The following is an 18679-nucleotide window of genomic DNA, read 5'->3' as shown; positions in this document are numbered from 1 at the left end:
CCGAGCCTCCGCCCAGGCATCGTACGTATCAATAGGTAGGGCCACTCGACCATGGTTGAAATCCAAGCTGACACGTCGACAACGACCGAGGCGATCGCCATCGTCGGTATGTCCTGCCGACTGCCGCATGCGGAGAACCCCGCGCAACTGTGGCAGTTGCTGCGCGACGGCCGCAGCGCGATCGGCGCGCCCCCGGCCGGCCGCCCCGAACTGCCCGCTCGGCCGGGGGGCTACCTCGACGACGTCAGCGGCTTCGACGCGGGGTTCTTCGGCATCAGCCCGCGTGAGGCGTCGTCGATGGACCCGCAGCAGCGGCTGATGCTCGAGCTCGCCTGGGAAGCACTGGAGGACGCCAGGATCGTCCCCTCCGATCTCGCCGACAGCCGGACCGGTGTCTTCGTCGGTGTCATCGCCGACGACTACGCCACCCTCACGCGCCAGCACGGGGCCGAAGGCATCACCCGCCACACCCTGACCGGCCTCAACCGCGGCGTCATCGCCAACCGGATCTCCTACACCCTGGGTCTGCACGGACCGAGTGCGGCCGTGGACACCGGCCAGTCCTCCTCGCTGGTCGCCGTGCACCTGGCCGTCGAGAGCCTGCGCCGCGGTGAGTCCGCCATGGCCATCGCCGGCGGTGTCAACCTCAACCTGGTGCCGGAGAGCACCATCGGCCCGGAGCGGCTCGGCGCACTGTCGCCGGACGGCATCAGCTTCACGTTCGACGCCAGGGCGAACGGATACGTACGCGGTGAGGGCGGCGCGTTCGTGGTGCTCAAGCCGCTGCACGCCGCCCTGGCGGACGGCGACCCGGTCTACTGCGTGCTGCACGGCAGCGCGATGAACAACGACGGGACGACCGAAGGCCTCGCCGTCCCCAGCCCGGCCGGCCAGCAGGACGTCCTGCGACAGGCGTACGAGCGCGCCGAGGTGTCCGCGGAGCAGGTGCAGTACGTCGAACTGCACGGCACCGGCACCAAAGTGGGCGACCCGATCGAAGCGTCGGCCCTGGGCGCGGTGCTCGGTGACGGCCGCGTGGACGGATCCGAGCTCCGCGTCGGATCGGTGAAGACCAACGTCGGACACCTCGAAGGTGCCGCCGGCATCGTCGGCCTGCTGAAGGCGGCGCTCTGCATCCGCCACCGCGAGCTCGTGCCGAGCCTGAACTTCGAAACCCCCAACCCGGACATCGCGTTCGACGAGTTGAAGCTCGCCGTGCAGCGCGGCCTCGAAGCGTGGCCGCGGCCGGACGAGCCGCTCTACGCCGGTGTCAGCTCGTTCGGCGTGGGCGGTACGAACTGCCACGTCGTGCTCTCGGACTGGCGCCCCGAGTCGGCGGCGGCCGAGGAGGAGGAGGAGCCGCCCGGCGCCGAGTCCGGCCCCGGTGTGGTGCCGTGGGTGCTGTCGGGCAGGTCGGCCGAGGCAGTGGCCGGTCAGGCGGAGCGGCTGGCGTCGTTCCTGGAGGGGCGTCCGGAGCTGGACGCCGCTGCGGTGGGTCGATCGCTGGCGGTGTCGCGTGCTCGGTTCGACCACCGCGCGGTGGTCGTGGGGGAGACCCGCGAGGAGCTCCTGGAGGGCGTTCGGGCGTTGGCCGCGGGCGTGCCCGCGGCCGGTGTGGTGTCGGGTCGTGCGGTGCCGGACGGTGCGGGCAAGACGGTGTTCGTCTTCCCCGGTCAGGGCTCACAGTGGCAGGGCATGGCGCTCGAGCTCTTCGACTCCTCCCCGGTGTTCGCCGGTCGGCTGCTGGAGTGCGAGGCGGCGCTGGCGCCGTTCACGGACTGGTCGCTGCTGGACGTGCTGCGCGGTGCGGACGGTGCGCCGGACTTCGACCGGGTGGACGTGGTGCAGCCCGCGCTGTGGGCGGTGATGGTGTCCCTGGCGGCGCTGTGGCGCTCGGTGGGCATCGAGCCGGATGCGGTGGTCGGCCACTCGCAGGGCGAGATAGCGGCGGCCGTGGTCGCCGGTGCGCTGACGCTCGAGGACGCGGCGAAGACCGTCGCGTTGCGGAGCCGCGCGATCGCCAAGCTGGCCGGCACGGGCGGCATGGTGTCGGTGGCCCTACCGGCCGACGCGGTCCGCGAGCTCATCGCCCCGTGGGGCGGCGCGATCGACATCGCCGCACACAACGGCCCCGAGAGCACGGTCGTCTCCGGCGACCCGCAGGCCCTGGCCGACCTCGTCGCCCAGGGCGAGGCCAAGGGGTACCGCGCCCGCACCATTCCGGTCGACTACGCCTCCCACTCCGCCCACGTCGACTCGCTGGAGGACGAGCTGCGGGAGCTGCTGGCCGACATCACGCCCCGTACCGGTGACATCACGTTCTTCTCCACCGTCACCGCACAGCCGCTGAACGGCGAAGAGCTCGACGGCGCATACTGGCTGCGCAACCTCCGCCAGACCGTCCGCCTGGAAGAGACCACCCGCGCCCTGCTCGACGCCGGGCACCGCGTCTTCGTCGAGGTCAGCGCCCACCCGGTGCTCACCTCGGCCCTCAGCGACACGGCCGACCAGGCCGGCGTCCGCGGCACCGTCGTCGTCGGGTCGCTGCGGCGCGGCGACGGCGGACCGGCCCGCTTCCTGACCTCGTTCGCAGAGGCGCACGCCAACGGCGTGGAGGTGGAGTGGGAGCAGTTCCTGCCCGGTTCGGGACTGGTGGACCTGCCCACGTACGCCTTCCAGCGCGAGCCCTACTGGCTGGACGGTTCCCCGATCCGGCCGGCCCAGGTCCGCGCCGCTACCGCGCGGCGGAACCGTCCGAAGCGGTCCGCGCCGCGCGGCGACGAGCTGGAGCTGGTGCGCGCGCACGCGGCAGCAGTGCTCGGCCACGGATCGGCGCGCGACGTGGACGGCGACACGCCCTTCAAGGACCTGGGCTTCGACTCCCTCGCGGCCGTCGAGCTGCGCAACGCGCTGAACGCGGCCACCGGGCTCTCGCTGCCCTCCGGCATCCTCTTCAACTACCCGACGCCGGCGGCACTCGCCGAACACCTCCGTGACCAGCTCCGCAGACTGGACCAGGACCAGGACCAGGACCAGGGCCTGGATGACGATGCGGACGGGGCCGCAGCCCTGGACGAGCCCATCGCGATCGTCGGCATGGCCTGCCGGCTCCCGGGAGGGATCGCGTCTCCGCAGGACCTGTGGCGTGCGGTCAGCGGCGAGGTCGACGCGGTCGGCGGATTCCCCACCAACCGCGGCTGGGACCTCGAATCGCTCTTCACCACCGACCCGGCCACCCCCGGCAAGACCTACGCCACCAAGGGCGGTTTCCTGCACGACGCGGACCGGTTCGACGCCGAGTTCTTCGGCATCAGCCCCCGCGAGGCGGCGGCGATGGAGCCCCAGCAGCGGCTGCTGCTGGAGACGGCCTGGGAGGCCTTCGAACAGGCGGGCATCGACCCGGCCGCGCTGCGCGGCACCCGCACCGGTGTGTACGTGGGTGCGACGGCCATGGAGTACGGGCCGCGACTGCACGAGCCGTCCGGCGGACACGACGGCTACCTGCTGACCGGCAACACCACCAGCGTGGCCTCGGGCCGGCTGGCCTACACCTTCGGGCTGGAGGGCCCGGCGGTGACGATCGACACCGCCTGCTCGTCCTCGCTCGTCGCGCTCCACCTCGCCGCGCAGTCGCTGCGCCAGGGCGAGTCCTCCATGGCCCTGGCGGGCGGCGCGTCCATCATGGCCACGCCCGGCATGTTCGTGGAGTTCTCCCGGCAGCGCGGCCTGTCGCCGGACGGGCGGTGCAAGGCGTTCTCCTCGTCGGCGGACGGTACGGGCTGGGCCGAGGGCGTGGGTCTGCTGGTGCTGGAGCGGCTGTCGGACGCGGAGCGCAACGGGCACCAGGTGTTCGCGGTGATCCGTGGTTCCGCCGTGAACCAGGACGGTGCGAGCAACGGTCTGACGGCCCCGAACGGGCTCTCGCAGGAGCGGGTCATCCGCGCCGCGCTGGCGAACGCCCGCCTGTCGGCGTCCGAGGTGGACGCGGTGGAGGCACACGGCACGGGCACCAGGCTCGGCGACCCGATCGAGGCGCAGGCGCTGCTGGCCACCTACGGCCAGGACCGCGAAGAGCCGCTCCGGCTCGGCTCGCTGAAGTCGAACATCGGTCACACGCAGGCCGCGGCGGGCGTCGCGGGCGTGATCAAGATGGTCATGGCCATGCGTCACGGGGTCCTCCCGGCGACGCTGCACGTGGACGAGCCGACCACGCACGTCGACTGGTCGGCCGGCGGCGTGCGGCTGCTCACGCAGGCCCAGGAGTGGCCGGAGCTCGACCGTCCGCGCCGGGCGGGCATCTCGTCCTTCGGCATCAGCGGTACCAACGCCCACCTCATCGTCGAGCAGGTCCCGCAGGGCGACGCTCCGCTGGAAGAGCCGTCGGTGTCGGGCCCGGTGCCGTGGGTGGTGTCCGGCAGGTCCGCGGCCGCTCTGTCGGAGCAGGCGGATCGGCTGGCGTCGTTCCTGGAGGAGCGGCCGGAACTCGACGTCGTGGCCGTGGGCCGCTCGCTGGCCGTATCGCGCGCTCGTTTCGATCACCGTGCGGTGGTCGTGGGCGAGACCCGGGAGGAGCTCCTGGACGCCCTGCGGGCGCTGACCCCGGGCGAGACCTCCCCGGCGGGTCAGGTGGCGTTCCTGTTCTCCGGGCAGGGCAGTCAGCGTCTGGGCATGGGCCGTGAGTTGCGTGCGGCGGAGCCGGTGTTCGCGGCCGCGTTCGAAGAGGTCGTCGCGGCGTTGGACGTCCACCTGGACCGTCCGCTCGCCGAGGTGGTCGACGGCGAGCCGGAGCTGCTCCAGCGGACGGTGTTCACCCAGCCGGCGCTGTTCGCGGTCGAGGTGGCCCTGTTCCGTCTGCTGGCCCACTACGGGGTCACCCCGGACTACCTGGTGGGTCACTCGGTCGGCGAGCTGGCCGCGGCCCACGTGGCGGGCGTGCTGTCCCTCGAGGACGCCGCGCGTCTGGTCTGCGCGCGGGCCCGTCTGATGGAGGGCGTCGCCGAGGGCGGGGCGATGGTCGCCCTGAACGCGGGTGAAGCGCGTGTCGCCGGGTGGCTCGAGGGTCGTTCCGGTGTGGACGTGGCCGGGTTCAACAGCCCTGCCAGCACCGTGATCTCGGGCGACGAGACGGCCGTGCTCGACGTCCTGGAGCTGGCTCGCGCGGAGGGCGTGAAGGCGACCCGGCTGAAGGTGAGCCACGCCTTCCACTCCGCGCACCTGGACGCCATGCTGGCCGAGCTCACCGAGGTCGCCCGGACCCTGACCCATGCGGCTCCCCGGATCCCGGTCGTGTCGAACGTCACCGGTCAGGTGGTCGAGGAGTTCACTGCCGAGTACTGGGCGGCCCAGGCCCGTTCGGCCGTCCGCTTCGCCGACGGCGTCGCCACCCTGGCCGGCCTCGGTGTGACGGCGTTCGTGGAGCTGGGCCCCGACGGGACGCTCGCGGCTCTGACGGGCGAGTGCCTGGCCGACACCGACGGCGTCGTCGTGGTTCCGGTGCTGCGCAAGGACCGTGCCGAGAAGCGCTCCCTCCTCGCCGCCCTGGGAGCCGTGCACGCACACGGTGTGGACGTGGACTGGGAGGGGTTCCTGCCGGGTTCCCGTGTGGTGGAGCTGCCGACGTACGCGTTCCAGCGCGAGCGTTTCTGGTTGGACGCGCCGCGATCCGGTGATGCGGCGGGTCTGGGTCTGACGGCCGTGGACCACCCGATGCTGGCTGCGATGATCACCGAGCCCGACGGTGACGCGGTGCAGTTCTCGGCTTCGGTGTCGTTGTCCTCGCATCCGTGGCTGGCCGATCACGCGATCGGCGGGACGGTCCTGGTTCCGGGGACGGCCTTCCTGGAGCTCGCGGCCACCGCGGCCGAGCAGCTCGGGTACGCCACCGTCGAGGAACTCACCCTCCAGGCGCCCCTGGTCCTCTCCGAGAAGACGGGCGCCCAGCTGCGGCTGACCGCGGACCGGGCCGACGCGCGCGGCGACCGTCAGTTCACCGTGTACGCGCGGACCGGCGCAGAGCAGTGGACCGCCCACGCGGCCGGCCTGCTCACGTCCTCCGTCCCCTCGCCGGGCGTTTCCCTGGACCAGTGGCCCCCGGCCGAGGGCGTCCCCGTCCCGCTGGACGGCGTCTACGACCGCCTCGAGGACCTGGGCTACGGCTACGGGCCGGCCTTCCACGGCCTGCGCGCAGCCTGGCGCGTCGGCGACGACCTCTACGCCGAGGTCGTCCTGCCCGACCAGCTGCACGCCGAAGCCGCCCGCTTCGGCGTGCACCCCGCCGCCCTCGACGCGGTCCTGCACCCGCTCGTACTGGAGGCCGCGGCCTCCGCGCAGGACGACGGCACGATCCGCCTGCCGTTCTCGTTCTCGGGCCTCGTGCTGCACGCGGTCGGGGCCACGGTGCTGCGCGTCCGCTGGACCCGCACCGGCGAGGACACGGCCCGTCTCGCCCTCGCCGACGGCGCCGGCGCCCCGGTGGCGGCCATCGAGTCGGTCGCCCTGCGGCCGATCGCCCGCGATCAGCTCGCCGTCGCCGGCCCGGCCGTGCAGTCCCTCTACCAGGTGGCCTGGGAGGCCCTCCCGGCGGTCGAACCGGTCGCCGACCAGCGCTGGATCCGGCTGGGCGAGGCGCCCTACGCCGACCTCGCCGCGCTCGGCACGGCGGTCGACGCGGGCTCTGCCGCACCGGAGTTCGTGGTGATCGGTGAGCGGGAGCTCGTCGCCGGCACCACCGGTGACGTACTCGACCAGACCCACGCCACGGCGGCGCGCGGGCTGGACGTGGTGCGGGAATGGCTGGCCGCCCCGCAGTTCGCCGAGAGCCGCCTCGTCCTCGTCCTGCCGGACGGTGAGCTGCACACGGCCCCGCTCGTGGGCCTGGTCCGCGCTGCGCAGACCGAGCAGCCCGACCGGCTGGTCCTCGCCCACGTGGACGAGGGCGGGATGGAACTGCTGCCCACCGTGTTGGCTTCGGGTGCGCCCGAGGTCGCCGTGCGGGGCGGCGGGTTGTTCGCGCCGCGTCTGGCGCGTGCTGCGGGCGCCGCAGCGGGTGCGGCGGAGGTCCTGGATCCGGAGGGTACGGTCCTGGTGACCGGCGCCCTGGGTACGTTGGGCCGTCTGGTGGCCCGCCGCCTGGTGACGCACCACGGTGCACGGCACCTGCTGTTGGTGTCGCGTCGTGGCGGTGCGACTCCGGGCGCCGCCGAGTTCGTCGCGGAGCTCGCGGAGTCGGGTGCGCGGGCCCGGGTGGCGGCGTGTGACGTGTCGGACCCCGACGCGCTGGCCGCCCTGTTGGACGAGGTCTCGGTCGAGCGTCCGCTGACCGCCGTGGTGCACACCGCGGGTGTCCTGGACGATGCGACGGTCGCCTCGCTGTCGGCCGGCCACCTGGAGCGGGTGATGCGTCCGAAGGTGGACGCGGCCTGGAACCTCCACCGCCTCACCGAGCACCTCGGTCTCGCCTCGTTCGTCATGTTCTCGTCCATCGCGGGTCTCCTGGGCAACGCCGGCCAGGCCAACTACGCGGCCGCGAACACCTTCCTCGACGTCCTCGCGCAGCACCGCCGCGCCCGGAACCTGCCCGCCACCTCCCTCGCGTGGAGCCTGTGGGACAGCGCCGACGGCATGGCCGGAACCCTCGCCGACGCCGACGTCGCACGGTGGAAGCGGAGCGGAATCGTCCCGCTGACCGCGGAACTGGGTCTCGATCTGTTCGACGCGGCGCTCGCCTCGGCCGAGCCGCTGCTGGTCCCCGCCGAACTCGACCTGGGCGCCCTGCGCGCCCGGGCCGAGGAGAACGCGCTGCCCGAGCTGTTCACCGGTCTGCTCCGCGTCCGCCGCCGGCAGGCGGCCGGCGTCGCCCGGGGCGACGACTCCTCGTGGGTCCAGCGGCTGGTCGCGCTGGCCTCGGAGGAGCGGGCGCAGGCCGTGCTCCAGACCGTGCGGGAGACCGTGGGCCTGGTCCTCGGCCACGGGGCCCGTGCCGACATCGACCCGGCCAAGGCGTTCAGGGAGATCGGCTTCGACTCCCTCACGGGTGTCGAGCTGCGCAACCGGCTCAACGCGGTGACCGGGCTGCGACTGCCCACCACCCTCGTGTTCGACCACCCGTCGCCCCAGGCGGTGGCGGACTTCCTGCTGGACCGGCTCGACGCGACCGCAACGCCCGCCGTCCCGTCGGTGACCGCCCACGCCCCGGGGCTCGACGAGCCGATCGCCGTGGTCGGCATGGGCTGCCGCTACCCGGGCGGGGTCTCCTCGCCGGAGGAGCTGTGGCGGCTCGTGGCGGAGGGCCGGAACGCGATCGGCGAGTTCCCGTCCGACCGCGGCTGGGACGTGGAAGGCCTCTTCGACCCGGACCCCGACAAGATCGGCAAGTCGTACACGCGCAAGGGCGGGTTCCTCTACGAGGCCGCCGAGTTCGACCCCGAGTTCTTCGGTCTCAGTCCGCGCGAGGCGCTCGCGACCGACCCCCAGCAGCGGGTGCTGCTGGAGGTCGCGTGGGAGGCGCTGGAGCGTGCGGGGGTCGACCCCGCCTCGCTGCGCGGCTCCTCGACCGGTGTCTACGCGGGTGTGATGTACAGCGACTACGGGTCGCGGCTGGGGAGTGCCCCGGAGGGCTTCGAGGGGCATCTGCTGACGGGCACGATCTCCAGCGTCCTCTCGGGCCGGGTGGCCTACACGTTCGGTCTCGAGGGTCCGGCGGTGACCCTGGACACGGCGTGTTCCTCGTCGCTGGTCGCGGTGCACCTGGCGGCGCAGGCGCTGCGCCAGGGCGAGTGCTCGATGGCACTCGCCGGCGGTGTCACCGTGATGTCCACGCCGACGACCTTCGTCGAGTTCTCCCGTCAGCGCGGTCTGTCGCCGGACGGGACCTGCAAGTCGTTCGCGGCTTCGGCGGACGGTACGGGGTGGTCCGAGGGCGCGGGCGTGCTGGTGCTGGAGCGCCTGTCGGACGCCCAGCGGCTCGGGCACAACGTCCTCGGCGTGATCCGCGGTTCCGCGGTCAACCAGGACGGTGCGAGCAACGGCCTGACCGCCCCCAACGGGCCGGCGCAGGAACGCGTCATCCGCCAGGCCCTCGCCAACGCCCGCCTCGCTCCGCACGAGGTGGACGCGGTCGAGGCGCACGGCACCGGTACCCGGCTCGGTGACCCGATCGAGGCCAACGCGCTGCTGGCCACCTACGGCCAGGACCGCGAAGAGCCGCTGCACCTGGGGTCGATCAAGTCGAACATCGGCCACACGCAGGCCGCCGCGGGTGTCGCGGGCATCATCAAGATGCTGATGGCGATGCGCAACGCGGAACTGCCGGCGACGCTGCACGTGGACGAGCCGACGCCGCACGTCGACTGGTCGACGGGCGCGGTGGAGCTGGTCACCGAGCGTCGGGCCTGGCCGGAGGTGGCGCGTCCGCGTCGCGCGGCCGTGTCCTCGTTCGGTATCAGCGGTACGAACGCGCACGTGGTCCTGGAGCAGGGCCCGGAGCCGGTCGCCGCCGGTGGGCCGGTGGTGGCGGAGCTTCCGCTGGTGGTCTCGGCGAAGAGCGAGGCGGCCCTGGCGGCGCGGGGCGGCCAGGTGCGCGAGCTGCTGGCCTCGCAGGCCGTCGACCCGGCGCGGGTGGCCTCGGCCCTCGCGACGCGGGTCCCGCACCTCCCCTTCCGGGCGACGGTTTCGGGCGCCGACCGGGACGAGCTGCTGGCGGGCCTCGAGGCGCTGGCCTCGGGCGGGTCCGCACCGAACCTGGTGCAGGGCGCGGTCACCGGTCCCGGCAAGACGGTGTTCGTGTTCCCGGGACAGGGTTCGCAGTGGCAGGGCATGGCCCTGGACCTCTTCGACTCCTCCCCGGTGTTCGCCGCCCGGCTGGTGGAGTGCGAGCGGGCGCTGGCGCCGTTCACGGACTGGTCGCTGACGGACGTCCTGCGCGGTGCGCAGGGTGCGCCCGGTTTCGACCGGGTGGAGGTGGTGCAGCCGGCGCTGTGGGCGGTGATGGTCTCCCTGGCCGCGTTGTGGCGTTCGGTGGGTATCGAGCCGGACGCGGTGGTCGGTCACTCGCAGGGCGAGATCGCGGCGGCCGTGGTGGCCGGGGCGCTGTCGCTGGACGACGCGGCGAAGGTCGTGGCGCTGCGCAGCCGGGCGATCGTGAAGCTGGCGGGTACGGGCGGGATGGTCTCGGTGGCCCTGCCGGCCGACGAGGTCCGCGCGCTCGTCACCCGTTGGGACGGCGCCATCGACATCGCCGCGCACAACGGCCCGCGCTCCGTGGTGGTCGCCGGAGGGGTGACCGCCCTCGAGGAGCTGGTCGCCCACTGCAAGGACAACGGGATGCGGGCCAAGCGCATCCCGGTCGACTACGCCTCCCACTCCGCGCACGTCGAAAGCCTGCGGGACGAGCTCCTCGACGCCCTGTCCTCGCTCACCCCGCGCGCCGTCGAGGTGCCCTTCCTCTCCACCGTCACCGGGCAGCCGCTGGACGGCACGGAGCTCGACGGCTCGTACTGGTTCCGCAACCTCCGCCGGACCGTCCAGCTGGAGGAGGCCACCCGGACCCTGCTCGACCAGGGCCACCGCGTCTTCATCGAGGCCAGCGCCCACCCGGTGCTGACCGTCGCGATCCAGGAGACGATCGACGACACGGCGTACGACAGCGCGGTCACCGTGCCCTCCCTCCACCGCGGCGAGGGCGGACTCGACGACTTCCTCGCTTCCGCGGCGCAGGCCCACGTCTCGGGCGCCCCGCTCGACTGGGCCGCCGTGGTCGGCGGACCCGGCGCGGTCGTCGACCTGCCGACCTATCCCTTCCAGCGCCGACGCTACTGGCTGGAGGGTCCGGCGCCGGCCGGGGACGCGGGCGGGCTCGGCATGGCCGCCGAGCGGCACCCCCTCATCGGCGCCGCCCTGTGGACGGCCGACGCGGACAAGCTGGTCCTGAGCGGCAGGATCGCCCTGAACACGCAGCCCTGGCTGGCGGACCACGCCGTGGCCGGTACCGTGCTGCTCCCCGGTACCGCCTTCGTGGACCTCGCCGTCCGGGCGGGTGACCACACGGGCCTCGACCAGCTCGACGAGCTGACCCTCCAGGCGCCGCTGGTGCTGCCCGGCCGCGGCGGAGTACAGCTCCAGGTCGTGGTCGACGCGCCGGACGCGGAGGGCCGGCGCGCGCTGTCGGTCCACTCCCGTCCGGAGCCCGGGTCCGACGACGCCGCGGTCCAGCCGTGGACCCTGCACGCCACCGGCGTACTGGGCCGCGCGGAAGGACGCGCGGGCGCACCGACCGACACCGCCTGGCCCCCGGCCGGCGCCGAGCCGGTCGACCTGACGGGTGCGTACGACACGCTCGCCGAGCGGGGCTTCCAGTACGGGCCCGCCTTCCAGGGGCTGCGGGCGCTGTGGCGCGCCGGCCAGGAGACGTTCGCCGAGGTCGCGCTCCCGGAGGGCGTCCCCGTGGACGAGTTCGGGATCCACCCGGCCCTCCTCGACGCCGCCCTGCACCCGCTGGCGCTCGCACAGGACGGCCGCCTGGCGCTGCCCTTCGCCTGGACCGGCGTCCGGCTGCACGCGGTGAACGCCAGTGTGCTGCGCGTACGGATCACCCCGGAAGGCACGGGCGCCGCCCTGTCCCTCGCCGACCCGAGCGGGGCGCCGATCGCATCGGTGGAGACGCTCAGCCTGCGGGCCGTGGACCCCGCGCAGCTGGCCGGCCCGGTCACACCCCGCCAGCCGCTGCTCCACGTCGAGTGGACGCCCGCCCCGCAGGCCGTCCCGGCCGCCGGATGGGCCGTCCTCGACGGCTGCGGTCTCGGTCTGCCCGCCCCTCTGGGCAGCTACCCGGGCCTCGCCGGAGTCGTCGGGACCCCGCCGCTCGTCGTGGTCCCCTTCCCCGGCGAGGACGGTCCGGGCGCCGTGGCACACCGGGCCCTCCGGCTGGCCCAGGAGTGGCTCGCCGAGGAGCGGTTCGCCGACTCGCGCCTGGTCTTCGTGACCCGTGACGCGACCACCGCCCGGACGGAGGCCGGACTCTCCTCGGCGCCCGTCTGGGGGCTGGTGCGTACCGCCATGGCCGAGAACCCGGACCGGTTCGGCCTGCTGGACCTGACGGACTGGGACGTCTCCGAGGCCGAGCTCGGCCGTGCGCTGGCCGTACCGGACGCGCAGGTGAGCCTGCGGGACGGGGCCCTGCTCGTCCCGCGGCTGGTCACGTCGCCCCCGACGGGCGACACCGTGCCCGCCCTGAACGCCGGGGGCACCGTCCTCGTGACGGGCGCCACCGGCACCCTGGGACAGTTGTTCGCCCGCCACCTCGTCGCCGAACACGGTGTACGGCACCTGCTGCTGGCGAGCCGCCGCGGCCGGGACGCGGCGGGCATGCCGGAGCTGGAGGCCGAACTCGCGGCCCACGGAGCGGACGTGTCCGTGGTCGCCTGTGACACGGCCGACCGCAGGGCGGTCGCCGCGATGCTGGACGCGATCCCCCCGCAGCACCCGCTCACCGCGGTCCTGCACACCGCCGGCGTCCTCGACGACGGCACGCTGCACGCCCTGACGGCCGAGCAGCTCGACACCGTACTGCGTCCCAAGGTCGATGCCGCCCGGCACCTGCACGAGCTGACCGCCGGCCTGGAGCTGGACGCGTTCGTCCTGTTCTCCTCGCTGGCCGGTACGGTCGGCACCGCGGGACAGGCCAACTACGCCGCGGCCAACACCTACCTGGACGCCCTCGCGCAGCACCGCCAGGCCCTGGGCCTGCCCGGTACGTCGCTGGCCTGGGGCCTGTGGGCCGAAGGCAGCGGGATGACCGGTCACCTGACCGACGCCGACCTCGCCCGCATGTCCCGGGGCGGCATCGCCCCGATCGGCAGCGAGCAGGGGCTGGCGCTGTTCGACGCGGCCCTCGCGACCCGTCGGCCGGTGCTCGTTCCGGCGCTGCTGGACCACACCGGACTGCGGGCGCGCAGCGAGGACGGCACGCTGCCCGCGCTCTTCCACGGCCTGGTGCGTCCGGCGCGGCGCGCCGCCGTCGGCGAGCAGGCGGGCGGGAACTCCCTCCGGGAACGCCTGGCACCGCTGGCCCTGCCGGACCAGGAGCGCGCGCTGCTGCACCTGGTCCGCGGCCTGGTGGCCTCCGTCCTGGGGCACACCGACGCCGACCAGGTCGCACCCGACCGGGCCTTCAACGAACTGGGCTTCGACTCGCTCAAGGCGGTGGAACTGCGCAACCGGCTGAACGCGGCCGCAGGTCTGAAGCTGCCCGCGACGGCGGTGTTCGACTACCCGAACACGGTCGAGCTGGCCCGCTTCCTGCGGACCGAACTGCTCGGCTCCGCCCCGGCCCCGGCCCCGGCCCCGGCCGTGGCCGAGGCCGAGCCGGTCGCCGACGTCTCCGACGAGCCGATCGCGATCGTCGCGATGGCCTGCCGCTACCCGGGCGAGGTCAGCTCCCCGGAGGAGCTGTGGGCGCTGCTGTCCGACGAGCGCGACGCCATCGGCCCGTTCCCGAACGACCGCGGCTGGGACCTGGACGGCCTGTACGACGCGGACCCCGACCACGTGGGCACCTCGTACACCCGGCACGGCGGATTCCTCTACGGGGCACCGCAGTTCGACCGTGAGCTGTTCGGGGTGAGCGCACGGGAGGCCACCGCCATCGACCCGCAGCAGCGCCTGCTGCTGGAAATCTGCTGGGAGGCCTTCGAGCGCGCGGGCATCGACCCGACGTCCCTCAAGGGCAGCCAGACCGGTGTGTTCGCCGGTGTCATGGCCAACGACTACGCGGCCCGCCTGAAGGACGCCCCCGAAGCCCTGGAGGGCTACCTGGCGGTCGGCAGCACGGTCAGTGTCGCCTCCGGCCGGGTCGCCTACACCTTCGGCCTGCAGGGGCCGGCGATCACCGTCGACACGGCCTGCTCCTCCTCGCTCGTCTCCGTGCACCTCGCCGCCCAGGCGCTGCGGAGCGGAGAATGCGCGCTGGCCCTGGCCGGCGGCGTGACCGTACTGGCCGCGCCCACCCTGTTCGTGGAGTTCAGCCGGCAGCGCGGCCTGGCACCGGACGGCCGGTGCAAGCCCTTCTCCGCGCAGGCGGACGGGGCGGCCTGGGCCGAAGGCGCCGGAGTCCTCCTGCTGGAGCGGCTCTCCGACGCCCGGCGCAACGGCCGCCGGATCCTCGGTGTGATCCGCGGAACCGCCGTCAACCAGGACGGTGCGAGCAACGGCCTCACCGCCCCCAACGGCCCCTCCCAGGAGCGGGTGATCCGCCAGGCCCTGACCAACGCCGGCCTGAGCGCCGCGGACGTGGACGCGCTGGAGGCCCACGGCACCGGCACCACGCTGGGCGACCCGATCGAGGCCCGGGCCGTACTCGCCACCTACGGGCAGGAGCGCCCGTCCCCCCTCCTGATGGGCTCCCTGAAGTCCAACATCGGACACTCCCAGGCCGCCGCCGGTGTCGCCGGCGTCATCAAGATGGTCATGGCGATGCGGCACGGGGTGCTCCCCAAGAGCCTCCACATCGACGAGCCCAGCCCGCACGTGGACTGGTCCGCCGGCGACGTGGAACTGCTCACCGAGGCGGTGCCGTGGCCCGAGTCCGAGCGGCCGCGCCGGGCGGGCGTGTCCTCCTTCGGCATCAGCGGCACCAATGCCCACGTCATCGTGGAGCAGCCGCCGACCGGGGGGACGGTCCCGCCGGCCGAGCCGATGCCGGTCGTGCCGCTGCTGCTGTCCGCGCACACCGACGCGGCCCTGCTGGCGCAGGCCGACCAGGTGGCCGCGTCCCTCGCCGACAGCGGGCAGCAGGACCTGGCACCGACGGGACGGACCCTGGCCGTCGGACGGGCCGGACTGCCGCACCGCGCCGTGGTGGTGGCCTCCACCACCACCGAAGCGGTCGACGGACTCGCAGCACTGACCGTGCGGGGTACGCCCGTGGACGGCCGTACGGCCTTCCTCTTCACCGGTCAGGGCAGCCAGCGACTCGGCATGGGCCGGGAGCTGCACGCCGCCTACCCGGCCTACGCCGAAGCCCTGAACGCCGTATGCGCAGCGCTCGATCCCTGGCTGGAAACGCCGCTGCTGGACGTCCTCTTCGGCGAGGACCCGGCGCCGCTGGACCAGACCGCCTTCACGCAGGCCGCCCTGTTCGCGACCGAGGTCGCGCTGTTCCGGCTCCTCGAAGGCTGGGGCGTACGGCCCGACTTCCTCGCCGGACACTCCATCGGTGAGCTGGCCGCCGCACACGTCGCCGGCGTCCTGACGCTGGCGGACGCGGCGCAGCTCGTCGCGGCCCGCGGCCGGCTGATGCAGGCACTGCCCGGTGGCGGCGCGATGCTCGCCGTGCAGGCCGAGGAGCAGGAGGTGCTGGCCCTGCTCGCCGGACGGGAGGACCAGCTCGGCATCGCCGCCGTCAACGGCCCCACTTCCGTGGTGGTCTCGGGCGACGCCGAAGCCGTCGAGGCCGTCGGAGCGGAACTCTCCGCCCGGGGACGCAAGACCAAGCGACTGCGCGTCAGCCACGCCTTCCACTCCCCGCACATGGACGCGATGCTGGACGAGTTCCAGACGGTCGCGAAGGGGCTCGCGTTCGCCGCGCCCACCATTCCGATCGTCTCCACCCTGACCGGGCAACCGGTCGGCGCCGAGGAACTGACCACGCCCGAGTACTGGGTCCGGCACGTCCGCCAGCCCGTGCGCTTCCTGGACGCGGCCCGCTCCCTGGAAGCCGAAGGCGTACGGACCTTCCTGGAGCTCGGCCCGGACGGCGTGCTCAGCGCGATGGGGCAGGACTTCCTCGACGCGGGATCGTTCCTGGTCCCGGTGGTGCGCGGCGGGCGCAGCGAGCCCCACACCCTCGTCACCGCTCTGGCCCACGCCCACGTACGGGGCGTGCCGGTGGACTGGCGCGCACTGTTCGGCGAGAACGCCGGACCGGCCGCCGACCTGCCGACCTACCCCTTCCAGCGCGAGCGCTACTGGCTCACGGAGGGGCCCGGCGGCGACGTCGCCTCAGCCGGACTCGAATCCGCACGGCACCCGCTGCTCGGGGCGGCGGTGGCGCTCGCCGACTCCGACGGTGTCCTGTTCACCGGGCGGATCTCGGCCGGCAGCCACCCCTGGTTCGCCGACCACGCCGTCGCCGGGACCCTGCTGGTCCCGGGCACGGCCCTGGTGGAGCTCGCGCTCCACGCGGGCGCCGCACTCGGCTGCGAGCACCTGGAGGAACTCGTCCTCCAGGCACCCCTGGTCCTTCCCGACGCGGGTGCGCTCCAGCTCCAGATCACCGTCGGTGGCCCCGACGGGGAAGGCCGCAGGCCCGTCGCCGTCCACTCGCGCGGCGACCAGGAAGGCGACGCCTGGACCCGCCACGCCACCGGAACCGTGACGGCCGCCGCCCCCGACGGCCCCGAACCCGACCTCGCGTCCTGGCCTCCGGTCGGCGCCGAGACCCAGCCGGTCGAGGACCTGTACGACCGCCTCGCCGACCGGGGCTACGACTACGGCCCCGCCTTCCAGGGCCTGACGGCGGCATGGCGTTCGGGCGGGGACCTGTACGCCGAGGTACGGCTGTCCGTCGAGTCCGAGGGGTTCGGCCTGCACCCGGCACTGTTCGACGCCGCGCTGCACGCACTGCTCCTGGAGGAGTCGGCCGACCTGCGGCTGCCCTTCTCCTTCAGCGGCGTCCAGCTGACCGGGGCCCGGGCGACCGGCGCCCTGCGGGTCAGGCTGTCGACCGGCCCGGACGCAACGGTCGCGGTCGGCATCGCCGACGAGACGGGCGCGCCGGTCGCCACCGTCGCCTCGCTCGCCCTGCGGGCCCTGCCCGCGGGAACCGCACTGACCCGCCCCTCCGACCAGCCCCTGTACGCGGTCGAACGGGCCGCTGTGGAACTTTCCACCGGCGGCGACACGACCATCGCGGTTCTCGGGGGGACCGACCTCGGGCTCGCCGCCGCGCACCACGCCGACCTGGCCGACCTGGCCGCCTCCACGGCGGACGGTGCGACCGCACCCGACGTGGTCGTCCTCCCGGTACGCCCGGCCACCGCGCAGGAGACCGGCCGGGTCACCCAGGAGGTGCTGGCGGTACTGCGGCAGTGGGTCGCCACCGGGGCGCCGGCCGGAGCGCGGCTCGCCGTGGTCAGCACCGGGGAACTGGCGCACAGCGCACTCTCCGGGCTGATGCGGACCGCCGCGTCGGAACATCCGGGACTCTTCCAGCACGTGATCACGGACGGCCTGCCGACCGACCCCGAGCTGCTCGGCGCGGCCCTGGCCGATCCCCGACCGCAGCTCGAACTGCGCGGGGGACGGGCGTACGTGGCCCGGCTCGCCAAGGTCCCGTACCCGGTCCGGACCCCGGACGCCGACGACGCGTTCGACCCGGAGCGCACGGTGCTGATCACCGGTGGCACGGGCGCACTCGGAGCCCAGGTCGCCCGGCACCTGGTGACCGCCCGCGGCGCCCGCCGCCTGCTGCTCACCAGCCGGCGAGGAGGGGCCGAGGACCTGGTCGCCGAACTGACGGCGCTCGGCGCGGACGTACGGGTCGCGGCGTGCGACGCGGCCGACCGCGACGCGCTGGCCGGGCTGCTCGCCTCGATCCCGGACGAGCACCCGCTCACCGCGGTCGTGCACGCGGCCGGAGTCGTCGAGGACGGCATGCTGGAGGCCATCAGCCCGGAGAGCCTCTCCCGGGTCCTGCGGCCGAAGGTGGAAGCCGCCTGGAACCTGCACGAGCTGACCGCCGGACTGGAGCTGACGGACTTCGTCCTCTTCTCCTCCGTCGCCGGCCTGGTGGGCAATGCCGGGCAGGCCAACTACGCCGCCGGCAACACCTTCCTGGACGCGCTCGCCGAACACCGGCGCTCCGAGGGCCTGCCCGCCGTGTCCCTCGCCTGGGGCATGTGGCAGGACGGGATGGCGAGCGACCTCGACCGCGCCGACCGGGCCAGGCTCGCACGCAACGGCATCCTGCCGATGGCGACCGACCGGGCGCTCGCGGCCCTCGACACGGCCCTGGCCGGAGCCGGAGCGCCACAGGCCGAGGGCGGGGCCGGGGTCGGGCCGGTGCTCGCACCGGTGACGCTCGACCTCGCGGTCCTGCGGAGCCTCGGGGACGCGCTGCCCGAGCTGTACCGGGGCCTGGTGTCCACCGAGCGCCGAGCCGCGCGGCGCGCCTCCGCCCCGGCCGAGGTCCCGCTGGCGCAGCGGCTCACGGGCCTGGACGCGCAGGAGCAGCAGCGGCTGCTGCTCGACCTCGTCAGGGAACAGGTCGGCATCGTCCTGGCCCACCCGGCCCCGCGGACGATCGACGTCCAGCGCGGACTGCTGGAGCTGGGCTTCGACTCCCTCACCGCCGTCGAACTGCGCAACAGGCTGAACGCCGCCACCGGACTGCGGTTGTCCAACACGCTCGTCTTCGACCACCCGACCACCGAAGCCGTCGCCGCACACCTGCGGGGCGAGCTGGTCGGCGACGTGGCGGACCCGGTCCAGGCGGCTCTGGACGCACTCGAGGCCGCTCTCTCGGCCGTCGGCCCGTCGGGCGGCGACGGACCGGCAGGAACGTACGCCGCGCGACTGCGCGGCCTGCTTCGGACGGTGGACGGCGGCCCCGACGGCGCCGACGACATCGACCTGGCAACCGACGACGAACTCTTCGCAGCACTCGACAACGAACTCGGCAGGTAGA

At 74.0% G+C, this 18679-nt stretch carries 1 protein-coding gene; it reads left to right on the top strand.

Annotation, left to right across the window (positions count from 1 at the left end; translation table 11 throughout):
• Window positions 1-51: 51 nt before the first annotated feature.
• The gene (locus ACSHWO_RS13185; RefSeq protein ID WP_438311989.1) at window positions 52-18678 is read left to right on the top strand and encodes an SDR family NAD(P)-dependent oxidoreductase; all 18627 of its coding nucleotides are present in this window, start codon (window positions 52-54) and stop codon (window positions 18676-18678) included.
• The last annotated feature ends 1 nt before the right edge of the window (window position 18679 follow it).

Origin of the sequence: Streptomyces pallidus (ex Mingjun et al. 2026) (assembly GCF_051550185.1) — a bacterium.
Taxonomy (GTDB): Bacteria; Actinomycetota; Actinomycetes; order Streptomycetales; family Streptomycetaceae; genus Streptomyces.
Note: the sequence above shows the minus strand (reverse complement) of the source record. Positions and strands in the feature narration are given on the sequence as shown.